This is a genomic window from Mesoflavibacter sp. CH_XMU1422-2 (assembly GCF_037029245.1).
Lineage (GTDB): Bacteria > Bacteroidota > Bacteroidia > Flavobacteriales > Flavobacteriaceae > Mesoflavibacter > Mesoflavibacter zeaxanthinifaciens.
The window spans coordinates 57,373-72,711 of record NZ_JAYMEE010000062.1 but is presented as its reverse complement, the minus strand read 5'-3'; the positions used below and the strand labels follow the sequence as shown (position 1 = coordinate 72,711).

Annotated in this window: 14 protein-coding genes; 3 read left to right on the top strand and 11 right to left on the bottom strand. The window is 30.6% G+C overall.

Translation table 11 applies throughout. From position 1 onward, the window contains the following. Window positions 1-7: 7 nt before the first annotated feature. From WA340_RS09640 to miaA, 3 genes are read left to right on the top strand one after another with little or no spacing between them, the layout of a single operon-like run. Window positions 8-1,369, top strand: coding sequence for an exonuclease domain-containing protein (locus WA340_RS09640; protein WP_336129224.1), 1,362 nt, complete (start codon window positions 8-10; stop codon window positions 1,367-1,369). A gap of 22 nt (window positions 1,370-1,391) precedes the next feature. Then, window positions 1,392-2,252: an ion transporter gene (locus WA340_RS09635; protein WP_336128751.1), complete on the top strand. Its 861-nt coding sequence runs from the start codon at window positions 1,392-1,394 to the stop codon at window positions 2,250-2,252. Window positions 2,253-2,254: 2 nt separating this feature from the next. Then, on the top strand, window positions 2,255-3,163 hold the full coding sequence (miaA, locus tag WA340_RS09630) for a tRNA (adenosine(37)-N6)-dimethylallyltransferase MiaA (protein ID WP_442920771.1): 909 nt from the start codon (window positions 2,255-2,257) through the stop codon (window positions 3,161-3,163). A 58-nt stretch (window positions 3,164-3,221) separates the two neighbouring features. Here the strand turns inward: miaA and WA340_RS09625 are convergent, their stop codons facing one another. The 11 genes from WA340_RS09625 to coaBC all read right to left on the bottom strand — a co-directional run bounded on the left by WA340_RS09625 (window position 3,222) and on the right by coaBC (window position 15,335). Further along, window positions 3,222-3,929, bottom strand: coding sequence for a response regulator transcription factor (locus tag WA340_RS09625; protein ID WP_027878762.1), 708 nt, complete (start codon window positions 3,927-3,929; stop codon window positions 3,222-3,224). A 5-nt stretch (window positions 3,930-3,934) separates the two neighbouring features. After that, window positions 3,935-5,500 carry a sensor histidine kinase gene (locus tag WA340_RS09620; RefSeq protein WP_336128750.1) on the bottom strand — a complete coding sequence of 522 codons (1,566 nt, stop codon included), beginning with the start codon at window positions 5,498-5,500 and terminating at the stop codon, window positions 3,935-3,937. 70 nt (window positions 5,501-5,570) lie between these two features. Beyond that, the gene (gene coaE / locus WA340_RS09615; protein ID WP_336128749.1) at window positions 5,571-6,167 is read right to left on the bottom strand and encodes a dephospho-CoA kinase; all 597 of its coding nucleotides are present in this window, start codon (window positions 6,165-6,167) and stop codon (window positions 5,571-5,573) included. Continuing rightward, window positions 6,164-7,126, bottom strand: a complete 963-nt coding sequence (locus tag WA340_RS09610; RefSeq protein ID WP_336128748.1) for a YbbR-like domain-containing protein — start codon at window positions 7,124-7,126, stop codon at window positions 6,164-6,166. The genes coaE and WA340_RS09610 overlap by 4 nt, the downstream gene beginning before the upstream one ends. Continuing rightward, entirely contained in the window at window positions 7,127-8,131 is a 1,005-nt protein-coding gene (locus WA340_RS09605) for a glycosyltransferase (protein WP_336128746.1), read from the bottom strand. A gap of 72 nt (window positions 8,132-8,203) precedes the next feature. Further along, the gene (locus tag WA340_RS09600; protein WP_336128744.1) at window positions 8,204-10,150 is read right to left on the bottom strand and encodes a T9SS type A sorting domain-containing protein; all 1,947 of its coding nucleotides are present in this window, start codon (window positions 10,148-10,150) and stop codon (window positions 8,204-8,206) included. Between the two features lie 203 nt (window positions 10,151-10,353). Further along, window positions 10,354-11,175 (bottom strand): enoyl-ACP reductase FabI, encoded by an 822-nt coding sequence (locus WA340_RS09595; RefSeq protein WP_027878756.1) that lies wholly within the window; start codon window positions 11,173-11,175, stop codon window positions 10,354-10,356. Between the two features lie 97 nt (window positions 11,176-11,272). Beyond that, window positions 11,273-11,533, bottom strand: a complete 261-nt coding sequence (locus WA340_RS09590; RefSeq protein WP_304144668.1) for a hypothetical protein — start codon at window positions 11,531-11,533, stop codon at window positions 11,273-11,275. A 4-nt stretch (window positions 11,534-11,537) separates the two neighbouring features. Next, entirely contained in the window at window positions 11,538-13,190 is a 1,653-nt protein-coding gene (gene recN, locus WA340_RS09585; RefSeq protein WP_336128741.1) for a DNA repair protein RecN, read from the bottom strand. A gap of 50 nt (window positions 13,191-13,240) precedes the next feature. Beyond that, a complete protein-coding gene (gene porD, locus WA340_RS09580) occupies window positions 13,241-14,131 on the bottom strand; it encodes a type IX secretion system protein PorD (protein ID WP_336128739.1) in 891 nt (296 codons plus the stop codon). Continuing rightward, entirely contained in the window at window positions 14,124-15,335 is a 1,212-nt protein-coding gene (gene coaBC / locus WA340_RS09575) for a bifunctional phosphopantothenoylcysteine decarboxylase/phosphopantothenate--cysteine ligase CoaBC (protein ID WP_336128737.1), read from the bottom strand. Before coaBC ends, porD begins: the two co-directional genes overlap by 8 nt. Window positions 15,336-15,339 lie beyond the last annotated feature (4 nt).

Below are 15,339 nucleotides of genomic sequence, written 5' to 3'. Positions count from 1 at the left end.
TATTTCTATTTATACGATAGTCGACATAGAAACTACAGGCGGTAAATACAATGAAGAAGGTATTACCGAAATTGCTATTTATAAATTTGATGGGCATAAAGTTGTAGATCAATTTATAAGTTTAGTCAATCCCGAAAGAGAGATTCAACCTTTTGTGGTTAATCTTACAGGGATTAATAGTAATATGCTTAAAAATGCACCTAAGTTTTATGAAGTTGCTAAACGTATCGTAGAAATTACCGAAAATACCATATTAGTAGCTCACAATGCGAAATTTGATTATCGCATACTTCGTACAGAATTTAAACGATTAGGTTTTGATTACGAACGTGAAACCTTATGCACTGTAGAGCTTTCTAAAGATTTAATTCCAGACCAAAAAAGCTATAGTTTAGGTAAACTTGTTCGCGCTTTAGGAATACCTGTAAGCGATAGGCATCGTGCAGCAGGAGATGCAAAAGCGACGGTTAAATTATTTCAGCTATTATTAGATAAAGACACTAATAAAAACATTATACAAGAGTCCGTTAGAAAAGAGCCTAAATTTCAAATGGAACCAAGGTTAATAGATATAGTACAAGATTTACCTAGTGAAACTGGCGTGTATTACATTCATAAATCGGACGGAGAAATTATTTACATTGGTAAAAGTAAAAACATCAAAAACCGCGTTAATCAACATTTTACTGGTACAAATCCAAAGTCAAAAAAAATTCAAAGTTTAGTCGCTGCAGTTACTTTTGAAAAAACAGGAAGCGAATTAGTTGCGCTTTTAAAAGAAAGTGAAGAAATTAAAAAAACAAAACCTGCTTTTAATAGAGCGTTAAGACGTAATATTTTTACACATGCACTTTACAGTTTTACAGACCATAAAGGTTATATAAATCTAACCATTGATAAAGCCTATAAAGACAAAGCTAATATTACAACGTTTAGCAACAGACAAAGCGGTAAACACTTTTTAGAAAAAGCTATAGAAGATTATAATCTTTGCCAAAAACTTACAGGTATTTATAAAACTAATACAAGCTGTTTTAACTACGAATTAAAAAAATGTGAAGGTGCTTGTATACAACAAGAATCAGCAGAAGACTACAATAATCGCGTTAATCAATTATTAAAAAAACATAGTTACGACCAACAAAATATGGTGATTATAGATCGAGGTCGTGATGTTGACGAGCGTAGTGCTATTTTAATTAAAAATGGCATTTTTAAAGGGTTTGGTTTTTACAGTCTAAATTATCAAATTAATAATTTAGAAATTTTGGAATCTATTATCACACCAATGGAAAATAATAGAGATCAACAACATATCATACAAAGCTATTTAAGACGTAATAAGCGTCTAAAAATCATTCAATTATAATTTTAATTGTACTTTTAATTATATGAAAGCCAACAAACAAAATAACTGGAAAGAGAAACTTCATGAAATTATTTATGAAGCAGATACACCTGCCGGAAAATTGTTTGACATTATTTTACTACTTCTAATAATTACAAGTATAATTTTAGTTATGCTTGAAAGTGTAGAAGAGTTTGCTGCAAAATATATCGATTTTTTAAATGCAGCAGAATGGGTCATAACCATACTTTTTACTATAGAATATATTGCACGTATAGCTGTAGTAACTCAGCCTAAAAAATACATTTTTAGTTTTTACGGAGTCATAGATTTATTATCTACAATTCCTAAATATTTATCCTTTTTTATACTCGGATCGCACTCTTTAATAGCCTTTAGAGCATTACGATTAATGCGCGTATTTAGAATTTTAAAATTAGCACGATATGTTGGTGAGTCTAATAACCTTATTAAAGCGCTTAGAGCAAGTCGTGCAAAAATAGCTGTATTTGTATTTTTTGTGCTTATAGTTTGTGTTATTCTAGGCGCTGTAATGTACATAGTAGAAAGTGGTCAAGATAGCGGCTTTACAAGCATACCAAGAAGCGTATACTGGGCAATAGTTACACTTACAACTGTAGGTTATGGCGATATTGCTCCTGCTACAGCATTAGGTCAATTAATTTCTTCAATAATAATGATTATTGGTTATGGTGTTATCGCTATTCCTACAGGAATTGTATCTGTAGAATATTCTAAAAATTATAAAGAGAACACGCAAACCATAAAAAAACCAACAGTAAAACAAATAAGAACAAACACACAAATTTGCAGTAATTGTCTTGAAACAGACCATGATAACGATGCTAATTTTTGTAAAACCTGCGGTAATAACCTTCATTAATTTTGAACAATAAAAAATATTTAATTTCTGTTGTTGGTCCTACAGCAATTGGCAAAACAGCGCTTAGTATAAAACTGGCAAATTATTTTAAGACTGAAATTATTTCGGCAGATTCTAGACAGTTTTTTAAAGAAATGAGTATTGGTACTGCTGCTCCAACAGAAGAAGAATTAGCTGCTGCTCCGCATCATTTTATTCATCATAAATCCATTACAGAAGATTACAATGTTGGTGCTTTTGAAAAAGAAGCGCTAAAAAAAATTGAAGAGCTACATCAAAAGCATGATATAGTAATTATGGTTGGCGGCTCAGGTTTGTATGTAGATGCTGTGACAAAAGGGTTAGACTATTTTCCTGATGTAGATCCAAAAATTAGAGAACAACTTAATTATACACTTAAAAAGGAAGGTTTGGAAGCGCTTCAGCTTCAGCTTAAAAATTTAGATATAGTTGCTTATAATACAATTGCTATTGATAATCCACATCGTGTTATTCGTGCTTTAGAAATTTGTATAGGAACAAACAAACCATATTCTTCGTTTTTAAATAAAGAAAAAAACAAAAGACCATTTAAAACAATTACAATTGGTCTAACAGCAGATAGAGAGATTATTTACAATCGTATTAATAAGCGTGTAGATATTATGGTTGAAAATGGTTTAATTGATGAAGTTAAATCTTTAGTTGAACATAAACATTTAAATGCATTAAATACGGTTGGTTACAAAGAAATTTTTAATTATTTAGATGAAAAATGGACTTTAGATTTTGCCATTTCTGAAATTAAAAAAAATAGCCGAAGATTTGCTAAACGACAATTAACCTGGTTTAAAAGAAACAACGACACACTTTGGTTTGACTATTTAGCTCCTTTAGAAAAAATTATAACGTCCATAAAAAATACTATGTAGTAAAAAAAAAGGTCAGCTAATAATTAGCTGACCTTTTTTATTGTAAATTAAACTAAAACTAGTCTTTATTAACTACTAATCTAAATCCTTCTCCGTGAATATTTAAAATTTCAACATTAGGATCTACTTTTAAATATTTTCTAAGTTTTGCTATATAAACATCCATACTTCTAGATGTAAAATAGTTATCATCTCTCCAAATTTTTGTTAAAGCAAGTTCACGAGGCATTAAATCATTCTCATGTAATGCTAATAAACGTAGTAATTCGTTTTCTTTTGGCGATAGCTTAATTGGCTCGTCTTCTTTAAACGTAAGAAATCTTAATTTAGAGTTTAAATGAAAATCTCCAATCGTAAATTCAAATTGTTTACTATCTGCTAAAGAGTCTGTTGCTTTACGTTGCATGATAGCTTTAATTTTCATTAAAAGTACTTCGCTATCAAAAGGTTTATTTAAGTAATCGTCTGCTCCTACTTTATATCCTTTAAGCACGTCTTCTTTCATTGCTTTTGCTGTAAGGAAAACAATTGGAATATCTTCGTTTTTTTCTCTAATTTCTTTAGCTAAAGTAAAACCATCCTTATAAGGCATCATGACATCTAAGATACATAAATCAAAATCACCTCTTTTAAATTTTTCGAAGCCTTCCATACCGTTTTTGGCATGTGTTACTTCGTAATCATTCATAGTTAAATAATCTTTAAGGACAGTTCCAAAATTTGGATCGTCTTCTACTAATAGTATTCTTTTTTGTACTTCTTCCATAGTTTTTATGATATTAACGGAAGTTTGATTGTAAACGTACTTCCTTTGTCTTTTTCACTTTCTACCGATATATGACCTTGATGGTCTTCTATTATTCTTTTTACATAGGCTAAACCTAACCCATGTCCTTTTACATTATGTATATCTCCGGTGTGTTCTCTATAAAATTTTTCGAACACACGTTTTTGTGCTGATTTGCTCATACCACTTCCGTGGTCTTTTACGTGCACTAAAATATTATTACCTACAACTTCTGTTGTTACTATTATTTTTGGTGCTTCTGGAGAATACTTAATGGCATTATCCAGAATATTTACTAATACATTTGTAAAGTGAGAGTCGTTTGCTAAAACAGAGGTTTTGTCTGCATTTAGATTAACGGTTATCTCTCCGCCTCTATCTTCAATTATTAGCTCTACGTGCATTATTGCTTCTTCGACTAATTCATGCAGATCTACTCGCTCTTTACTTATGTTTAGTTCATTTTTTTCAAGTTTAGATATTCTTAAAACGTTTTCTACTTGTGCGTGCATACGTTTATTTTCTTCACGTATCATTCCTAAATAACGTAACACTTTATCTTTATCTTCTAATATTTTAGGGTTTTTTATAGAATCTAATGCCAAATTAATTGTTGCTATTGGCGTTTTAAATTCGTGCGTCATGTTATTAATAAAGTCTGTTTTTATTTGTGAGATTTGACGTTGTTTAATTAATTGATAAAGTGCACTTGAGTATGCTAAGATAATTACCGATGTAAATACTATTGATAATATTAGCATAGTCATAATTGAAGAAAGAATAAACTCTTTACGATCAGGGAAATTAACTAGTAGTCTATAGTTGTTTTTATCATTTTTGTTTACAAATATTGGTACACTAAAGGTAGCGCCTTCATTTTTTTCAAAATCTTCTGTTTTTACTTTTGTTGCTAATTCGTTACTGTAAATTGCAAATTCGTAATCTATATCTATATCGTCTTCTAATAGTTTTAAACTAAGAAGTCTATTAATTTCGTCTACTGTAACACGCTTGTGTATTGGTCTTCTATATGCAAACTCTTCGTAAGAGTTTTTAGAGAAGACTTCTGCATATTCTTTTGTACTAATTTCTGATAAAAGAGCTGTTAGGCTTGTACCACCTTCAACTAAATTATTATCTACTACTTTAGTTTCTTTTTCGCTTAGTATTCTTTTTACGTTTATACTATCTAAACCTATGTCAAAGAGCGCAGACGATAGTTTAAAATTTTCTTCTAAAATACCGTTTCTGTAAATTAGGGTTTCGTTATTATCTCTATTTTTTTGCTCTACATAAAAGTTTAAAATTGCAGTTGTATCTGCTTTTGTTCCGCTTTCTTGTATAGATTTTGTAACCCAAAAAAGATGTTTATTGTACTCTTGATCTTCTATTGTTTTAGAAACATAACTTAAAGCTTTTTTTACATTAAAATTAAATTGCTCTTCTGTGTTTCTAAGAGAATTGTTGATATAGTAAGCCTGTACTAATATTATCCCTATCAAGGACAGGCTCATTAAGACAACTAAAGCAAGAAAAACTCTTTTGTTCATCACCCAAAATTAAGATTTTAACATTTACCCTTCCTTGCTTTTAACCTTACATTAACAAAAATGTTAAAATTTAGTCTTTTTGTAGTTTTTCTAACAGATTTTGATGTATTTGTAGTACTTGGGCTTTAGCTTCTTCTAGATTTATATTTTGAATTACATAATCTGAAAGCTTAATTTTTTCTTCATCTTTCCATTGGTTATTCATCACAGATTTTACTTTTTCTTTTGACGCACTATCTCTAGACATGACTCTTTTTAGTCTAACTTCTTCTGGTGCTGTAACCGTTATTATGTAGTCATATTTTTTATAGCTACCGTTTTCAAAAAGGATTGCTGCTTCACTAATTACATAAGGCGCTTCTTGTTTTTTTACCCATCTTTTAAAGTGACTAGCTACTTTTGGATGGACAATAGCATTCATTTTTTGTAATAAATCTTTATTGTTAAAGATTTGTTTTGATAAAAAGTCACGATTTAATTTTCCGTTTTGATAAGCATTATCACCAAACAGAGCTATTAATTTTCTTTTAATTACTTTAGACCGATTCATAAGCGCTTTTGCTTCTGTATCTGCAATATAAATTGGCACACCTAACTCTTTAAAAAAATTAGCTATTGTGGTTTTACCACTTCCTATTCCGCCAGTTAATCCTACTAAAGTTTTCATTGTTGGGTTATGATAAATTCTATTTGTTGCTCTTGTAGCCTAACATTTTTTATGTTATTTGGTTTAGTAACAATTTTGGGTATTAAATATGATTTATTTTTTGAGTTTTTGTAATCACATTCTATTTTAAAATCTTCTTCAGAAATTGAATTAAAATTATCGATTGTTGTAGCGTATTTAACTGTTAATTGTTTAGGAAAGTAATTGATTTTTATATGATCTGGAACATTAATTATTGATATAGGTAATGTAACAACACCTTCTGTAAACTTTGAAACCTCTATTTTAAACTGAACTTTATTAGCTTCTATTTTAACATCATCACTAATACTATCTATAACCAAATCTACTATTGTATTGACATTTGATTTTAAATCTTTAAAATCTTTATGTTTAGTTTTTACGTAGTTTATATCTTTTAACAAACTAGCTGGACCAATTATTTTAATAGAATCTGGATAAACTTTAACGTTATCTAAAGTGTTAAAACCTTGCGCATAAGTTATATTAAAATCTGTTTTTACAGGAATCTTTTTTATTTGGTTAACACCGTATCTAAATATTAAACTATCTGGATTTACGTTTACAACCTTGACATTTTTACCAAATTGCTTGCTAATATTTGAAAATCCTTTTTTTTCTGTCCAAATTAAAGTTGAATCTTTTAAAATTACATCAGATTCTAAATCTACTTCAACTGTTGGTTTATTAATCGCATACCTTAACCATTTAAATCCATAAGTATCTAAAGTAACTTTTAATTGATTAGATGTATCGTTTAAAATAACTTGAGTTTCTTTAACATTGGTAGGCTTTACTTTTAAAACTAAAGTACCTTGATAATTTTGTGATAATTTTGATAATATTAAAATGGTCAAAGAAACAATAAAAAAAAGCACAAAAACATTAAGTTTTTTACTTTTAAATAATTGTGATATTTTATTTTTTATTGGACTCATTTATGGTTTAAAAAATAAACTAGGAAATAGATCTTCTGGCTTTTTACTACTTAAAGATAATATTATAGTTGACTTTAAAAAACCATATCCATAACCAAAAAACTGAATTATAATTGCTAATACACTTTTAATAGCAACCATTAAGTTTTTTGTCTTTAAAATAGCTAAAATAAAAGCAACACTAAAATATAAAACATAAGCTAATATTGGTAAATAAACGTTTAATATAGCTAACACTATTGAAAATAATAAACCTATAATAAACACACTAGGAAACCAATAGGTGATTTTTTTTGTTGAAGGATGCCATAAATTTAAAATTGGTCTTACCGACCCAAACTTATATACTTGTTTATAAAATTTAGACCAAGATATACGACGCTTATGATAGACAAATGCTTCTGGTATAAGTTTGGTTTTATAACCCAAGTTCCATAATCTAATGGATAAATCAGGATCTTCACCAGGATGAATGTTTCCAAAACCATTAGTATCTAAAAAAGCTCTTTTTGATAATCCCATATTAAAACTTCTTGGTTGAAACTTGTCTACAGCATTTTTATTTCCTCTAATTCCTCCTGTAGTAATTACAGAAGTCATACTAAAATCTATTGCTTTTTGAAGTGATGTAAAACTTTTATGTGCTGCATCTGGACCACCAAAACAATCTACATAATCGTTATCTAAACTATTTTTTACTTCAATTAAGTAATTTGATGGTAAAAGGCAATCGCTATCTAATATAATAAAGTAATTACCTTTTGCTTTTTTCATCCCGTAATTTCTAGAATCTCCAGGACCAGAATTTGGTTTAAAAAAATATGAAATATCTAAAATTGACTGATACTTACTAATTACCTCTTTTGAGGTTAAAGTAGAACCATCTTCAATAATAACAACCTCAAAAGGAATATCTCCTTTTAATTTAGAAAAACTTTGTAGCAGTTCTTCTATTTCATTTGGACGATTATAAACTGGAATTATAAATGAAAACTCTAATTTCATATAACAAAAGTAAGTTAAACCCATAAAAAAAGCCACCTAAAAAGGTGGCTCTTTTAATATAAAATCTAAAAGTTAGTTTTTAATAACTTTTACTGTCTTAGTTGCATTTCCAACAGTTACTTTAACAAAGTAAGCTCCTGCTTGTAAACTAGACATATCAACAACATCTGTCATTGTGTTTGGAGTACTTCTGTACACTTCTTGTCCAACCATATTGTAAACAGAAACATTGTTTATCTCTTTTTGAGCAGATAATGTTAAGTTATTGTTTACTGGGTTTGGATAGTAAGTAAATGCTGCTTCTTTATCAAAATCTTGAATTGATAAAGTTGCAGGCGTCCATAAAGCTATAGTAAAATCTGATGAAGTTGGAGTACCTGAGAAATAGTAATATACTCTTACATAATAAGTTTCTCCTACAACAAAATCAGTGCGACTAATCGAAGGGTTAGAACTAGGTCCATCATAGTCATCACTCTCTATAGATGTAAGAGTTCCACAAGCACCTGAAAACAATTGTACAACACCATCAAAATCATCAGTCACATCAATATTTATATCTGTTGCTGTTGCTGTAAAGCTATACCATACATCATCATTAGCCGTACCTACAGAAGCTGTAACACCTGAATCTGTTGCTCCTGCAATTGTTCCTGGAATTTGAGTTGCAGAAGGTAAATCTGCTATTTCTCCTTCAACTGTTAACTCAATAGCTCCTAGACATTCATCATTTGCAGGAGGACAAACGGATTGAGTAATTGCTGAACTGGTAACTGTACAAGAATCATCATCATTATCATCGTCGATAGTAATTACCACATCTGTTCCATTAACGTAAGGGCCAAATTGTAAAGTACCAATAGCTGGAAGTGGTTGAGACGGATTTCCTTGATCGTCAGATACTGTTAAAGCAGTAGCACTTCCCATATCTGTAACATCTACTTCTACATAAAAACCACCACTTGTGTCGCAATCGTTAACCGGATAAAAATCTGCTGTAACAGCTGTACAAGTATTTTCTGTAATATCTAAAGTATATGCTGTGTTTTGAGGTGCTGGCCAAGTAGAAATTACAATATAATAAGTTGTTCCTGCAACTAAGCTAACCTCAGGAAGGCTTGGGTTTCCACCACTTTGAGTATCTGAATCAACACAAGTTACAAATGGGCATTGTTCATATACAAATAAACCAACCCATGTACCTGTCCCAGATGTTGTCATATTTACTGACATATCTGTTGCTGGAGTAAAACTATACACTACATCATCTCCATTAAGATAAGAGGATGAAGAACAAGCATCGTCTGCAGAACTATAGTCATCACCGTAATTAGAAGTATCATCTGTTGTTGAGTAAGGAAGTGATCCAACAACAATTGAGTTCTCGCAAACTTCTCCAGGAAGTGTACAACCTGTTTCAAAATCTCCTAAAGAAAAATTACAAGCTGGATCTGAATGTTCTACAGTTAATGTTACTGTATCACCATTTGTATAAGGCCCAGCTGTTACTGTTCCTGCCACAACAGGGAAAGAACCTCCCAAACCATCAGTTATGTTCGTTCCATCTCCAACTGTAGAAACAACCACATCTACCGAGAACTGACTGTTACCACAGTCGTCCACTACGGTTGAACTATCTACCACTGTTGGTGTACATGTAGGACATGAAGCAGTAATAGTACCAGTTGTAATACTAGTTTGAGCTCCTGTTCCAACCTCAGTACCGGAGAAATCTAAAATTCTGTAAGACGTCTCATAAGCATAAGAACCTCCACCAATCCAGTTGGTAGTAACATCGTCACCGTCATTTACTGTAAAAGTCATTGTTCCTTGAGCTCCACCTGATAAGGTTACTCCTGACAATACAGCTGTTCCATTTACTAGAACATCCATGGTATTTCCATTCCAACCATCTCCGTAGGAATCATTCATTTCTAAAGTGTAATTACATTGTGCATGAGTTTGAAAACTAAATGCGAATGCAATTACAGCGAAAAACAATAAAGTAATTTTTTTCATATTAATTATAAGTTTAGTTAAATTTTAATTTACTTTCTAAAAGTATTAATTTATTGTTAATGATTTTAACACTACGTAAACAAATCGTTAAAAAACATATAAAAAGGGTGAAATGATAATTGTTTAAATTTTCAGCATATTCATTCAAAAAAAACGTCTTACCGAAGTAAGACGTTTAAAGTATTTATATTATTTTAAGGTTTTTATTGCTCTTTATCTACAAAAGCTTCCATTACCGCATCACTTACTCCCATATTACTAAATCCTCCATCGTTATATAAGTTTTGTAAGGTTACTCTTTTTGTTAAGTCACTAAACAACGTAATTGTATAGTTAGCACAATCTATAGCTGTTGCATTACCTAAAGGAGACATTTTTTCTGCATAAGAAATAAATCCATCAAATCCTTTTACACCTTGACCTGCTGTTGTTGGTGTTGGTGATTGAGATATTGTATTTACTCTTACTTTTTTATCTCTACCAAAGAAATAACCAAAGCTACGTGCTATACTCTCTAAATAGGCTTTATTATCTGCCATATCATTATAATCTGGAAATACGCGTTGTGCAGCCATATAAGTTAAAGCTACAATACTTCCCCATTCGTTCATTGCATCCTTCTTATATAATGTTTGCATTGTTTTATGAAAAGACATTGCAGATACATCTGTTCCTTTTTGTGTCCAATCATAATTTTGATCTGTGTAAGCACGTCCTTTACGTACGTTAACAGACATTCCTATAGAGTGAAGTACAAAATCTATTTTTCCTCCTAAAAGTTCCATAGATTTTTCTACTAAGTTTTCTAAATCTTCTAAAGATGTTGCGTCTGCAGGTATAATATGAGAACCTGTTTTACTTGCTAACTCATCTATTTGTCCCATACGCATTGCTATTGGCGCATTTGTTAGAACAAACTCTCCGCCTTCTTCATGTACTCTTTCTGCTGTTTTCCAAGCTATTGAATTTGGATCCAATGCTCCAAATATGATTCCTTTTTTTCCTTTTAATAAATTGAATGACATATTACTACTTTTTTGAATATTTATAATCTAGTTCGTATTTGATTACCTTTTTGGTTTTATCAATATTAGGTCCAAAATTAATAAAACTTTAAATGTATTACTGCTTTTTAATGTTCAATTCTGCAATAAGAATTCCTTTATTGTCAAACCAAAGACCTTCTTTATAGGTAATAACTCCATATTGGTTGTGGTAAAATTGGTCGCCTGACTTAAGATTCTGATTATCCGGAAAAATATAATCTGGTATACACTCTCCATCTATAATTGTATGCGCTACATCACAAGGATCATCACTGCAACTACTCAATACAATTAAAATAAAACTACAAAAGATTATATAGATAATACTTTGTTTCATAAACTTAATTTAATAATTGTTTAGCGTGTGCTATTGCCGAATCTGATAACGTAGCACCTCCAAGCATTTGCGCAAGCTCTACTACACGCTCATCATAATCTAATTGTATTAAATTAGATGTGGTTACATTATTTACATCTTCTTTATACACCTTAAAGTGTGTATTCCCTTTTGCAGCAATCTGAGGTAGGTGTGTTATGCTAAACACCTGCATTTTCTGACTCATTTGTGACATAATATCTGCCATTTTATTAGAGATTTCTCCAGATACACCTGTATCAATTTCATCAAAAATTATACTTGGTAGTTTTATATATTTTGAAAGTATTGATTTAATCGCTAACATAATTCTTGACAATTCACCACCAGAAGCTGCTTTTTTAAGCGTATTAAATTGTCCGCCTTTATTTGCTGAAAATAAGAAATCTAATTCGTCTTTACCATTAAATAAAAAGATTTCGCTTTTGTTTAAAGTAATTTTAAACTGGGCATTTGGCATACCTAATTGTGATAAAATCTCTTCTAATTGAATAATTAATTTTGGTATAGCTTCATTACGTTTTTTTGTGATTATTGCAGCTTCACTATCTAATTGCTTGACCACTGCTTTTATCTCTTTTTCTTTATTTAAAATGTCTTTATCAACATTTTCTGTAGCTTCTACCTTTTGTGCTAATTGTTCTCTAATTTCAATTAACTCTGGTATAGTCTGCACAATATGCTTTTGCATTAGATTGTTGATAGCAGATAGTTTTCCCTCGACTTCTTCAAGACGTTTTGGGTTAACGTCTAATTCCGTTTGAAAGCCTTCAACTTCGGTTGCTACATCATCTAATTCTATTAAAGCACTATTAACACGTTCTGATAAATCTTTGTAATTAGCAGAGATTAATGCTAATTTTTGCATCGTGTTTTTTACTTCTCTTAAATTAGTCAATACGCCAATTTGCTCTTCACTTAATAATTGGTTTACCGATTCTAATTTTTCTTGAATAGACTCTACGTTACTTAACACTTCAAATTCTTCTTCAAGTTCTGTTAACTCATCTGGTTTTAGGTTTGCCGACACTAATTCGTTTAATAAAAATGAATTATAGTCGTGTTCTTTTATAGCTTCTGCTTGAAATTGTTGTAGTTGTTTCAACTCCTTTTGAAGTGATTTATAAGTTTTTAAATACTCCTTATAAGTCACTAAGTTTTCTGAAGTTTCTGCTAAAGCATCAATTACTTGAAACTGAAAATTATCATCTGTTAATTGTAATGTTTCGTGTTGAGAATGTATATCTATCAACCTTTCTCCTAACAGTTGAAGACTATTTAATTTTACTGGAGAATCGTTAACAAAAGCTCTAGATTTTCCTGATGGTAAAATTTCTCTTCTTATTATAGTTTGCGCTTCGTAATCTAAATCTTCAGCTATAAAAAGAGATTTCAAATTATAGTTTGAAATATCAAAAGTAGCTTCTATGATGCATTTTTTTTCAGTATCTCTTAAACTAGATAGATCTGCACGTTTTCCCAAAATTAAAGATAAACCGCCTAAAAGAATAGATTTACCTGCACCAGTTTCACCAGTAATAATAGTAAATCCGTCATTAAAATTGACCTGTAATTGATCTATTAATGCGTAGTTTTTTATGGATAATCCAGTTAGCATATTTTAATTTGAAAATAATAAAGTTGAAAACTAAATCTAAGCCGTAAGCTTTAAAACTTAATGTTTCGCCATTTAGACGAATGTATTGGCGCTACTTTATTTAGTGTATCTACCAAATCTACAATATCTACACTTGGACCACTTGAAAATACTTGCTCAATTTCTTCTGCTTTTGCATCAAAAAATATCCTTGATAAATAAGAGTTTGGTCGTCTTCTATTCATCTCTTTAAAATTTAAAAGTGCTAAAACTATTTCGTTTTTTGCATCCTTTAAATTAGTACTCATTTGGTCTAATCCTCTTCTGTGGTAATTGTACATTACGTCTCTAAACTCCTTATAAGTTGGAGACATTAAATTATCTATTAAAGCAAATCTACTTTGTAATCCATCTTCTAACTTCCAACCAGAATAACCTGTTTGTTGTGAAAAGTTACTAATATTTTGAGCTTGTTTAAAATAGATGTCGCCTCCATTTTTCTTAAAAGAATCTGCATCCATCCCCAAAATCATGTAAACATGAAAAGATAGCACAGAAATTAAATTAGACACGTATTGATTTGGGTTGTAAATCAGGTTTTGAAACTCGACATACTCAAAAGAAAAATTTTTATCGTTTATGTTATATGTAGGTGTTGTATAAGTCGAACCAAATACTGGTCTAGACGACTGTATTTGTAATGTTGCACTGTAATTATTACCAGAATATTCGTTAATATTTATAACCAAATTACAGTTAATTCTCTCTTGTGGTAAAAATGTTTTATTAGTCCACTTTGTGTTAGAGATAAACTCTTTTAACTGATTTTCTAGAGTTTTAAATTGCTGTAAATTTTCATTACCTGTTAGTTGTGCATTTACAACAACATTGGCATTAAACTCTTGTGCAAACAATGAAACATTGCAAGTAATTAAGAATAAAAGAATAAAAATATTACGCATCTAAAGCTGATATTATAGTGTTTAAAATGTCTTTAGCAACTTCGGTTTTAGATTTTAATTCAAAAGTATTAATTGTTTCGTTTTTATCTATTAACGTTACTTTATTGGTATCTGATTTAAAACCTGCACCTTTGTCTTGTAACGAATTTAAAACAATTAAATCTAAATTCTTTCTTTTAAGCTTGCTTTTTGCATTCTCCAGTTCATTGTTGGTTTCTAAAGCAAAACCAACTAAAAATTGTTGTTCTTTAATTTGCCCTAAAGAGGCTAAAACATCTTTTGTTTTTTCTAATTCTAAGGATAACGTAGATTCTTCCTTTTTTATTTTTTGAGTTGCTACTTCTTTTGGCTTGTAATCTGCAACTGCTGCTGCTGCAATAGCAACATCAACAGATTTAAAATAGTTGTGCGCCGCTTCATACATATCCTGTGCACTTACAACAGGTACAACGGTAATTAAGTTATGAGTTACCTTTTGATGTGTTGGACCAGAAATTAAAATTACTTCTGCGCCTAAATTTGCTGCTGCTTTAGCAATCTCGAAACCCATTTTTCCTGAGGAATGATTACCTATAAATCTAACAGGATCTATAGCTTCGTAAGTTGGACCTGCTGTAATCATTACTTTTTTTCCGTTTAACGGAAGTCCATTTAAAATATCTTTCTCTATAAACGAAACAATATCTTCTGGTTCTGCCATTCTACCTTGTCCTACCAATCCGCTAGCTAATTCGCCTGAAGTTGCAGGAATCATAACATTTCCGAAGGATTGTAGTTGGTTAAAAGAGTTTAAAGTAGATGGATGTTTGTACATATCCAAATCCATTGCTGGTGCAAAATAGACTTTACATTTAGCCGATAAATAGGTTGCTAATAACAAATTATCGCAAGTCCCATTTGCCATTTTTGACAATGTATTTGCTGTTGCTGGTGCGATCACAAAATAATCTGCCCAAAGACCTAGCTCTACGTGATTATTCCATGTAGCGTTTTCGTCTTCTTCGTCTGTAAATGTAGAGTAAACTGGATTTTTAGAAAGTGTGGATAATGTTAATGGTGTTACAAAATCCTTAGAAGCAGGTGTCATGACTACTTGTACATTGGCACCTGCTTTTATAAATTGTCTAACTAATGTAGCTGTTTTATATGCAGCAATACCAGCACTAACGCCTAATAGTATATTTTTGCCGCTTAAAATTGACATTAGT

Excerpts from the sequence above, each read along its gene's own strand:
- WA340_RS09635 (WP_336128751.1), top strand. The coding sequence starts at position 1,392 with ATGAAAGCCAACAAACAAAATAACTGGAAAGAGAAACTTCATGAAATT.
- WA340_RS09625 (WP_027878762.1), bottom strand. The coding sequence starts at position 3,929 with ATGGAAGAAGTACAAAAAAGAATACTATTAGTAGAAGACGATCCAAAT.
- WA340_RS09620 (WP_336128750.1), bottom strand. The coding sequence starts at position 5,500 with ATGAACAAAAGAGTTTTTCTTGCTTTAGTTGTCTTAATGAGCCTGTCC.
- coaE (WP_336128749.1), bottom strand. The coding sequence starts at position 6,167 with ATGAAAACTTTAGTAGGATTAACTGGCGGAATAGGAAGTGGTAAAACC.
- WA340_RS09610 (WP_336128748.1), bottom strand. The coding sequence starts at position 7,126 with ATGAGTCCAATAAAAAATAAAATATCACAATTATTTAAAAGTAAAAAA.
- WA340_RS09605 (WP_336128746.1), bottom strand. The coding sequence starts at position 8,131 with ATGAAATTAGAGTTTTCATTTATAATTCCAGTTTATAATCGTCCAAAT.
- WA340_RS09600 (WP_336128744.1), bottom strand. The coding sequence starts at position 10,150 with ATGAAAAAAATTACTTTATTGTTTTTCGCTGTAATTGCATTCGCATTT.
- WA340_RS09595 (WP_027878756.1), bottom strand. The coding sequence starts at position 11,175 with ATGTCATTCAATTTATTAAAAGGAAAAAAAGGAATCATATTTGGAGCA.
- WA340_RS09590 (WP_304144668.1), bottom strand. The coding sequence starts at position 11,533 with ATGAAACAAAGTATTATCTATATAATCTTTTGTAGTTTTATTTTAATT.
- recN (WP_336128741.1), bottom strand. The coding sequence starts at position 13,190 with ATGCTAACTGGATTATCCATAAAAAACTACGCATTAATAGATCAATTA.
- porD (WP_336128739.1), bottom strand. The coding sequence starts at position 14,131 with ATGCGTAATATTTTTATTCTTTTATTCTTAATTACTTGCAATGTTTCA.
- coaBC (WP_336128737.1), bottom strand. The coding sequence starts at position 15,335 with ATGTCAATTTTAAGCGGCAAAAATATACTATTAGGCGTTAGTGCTGGT.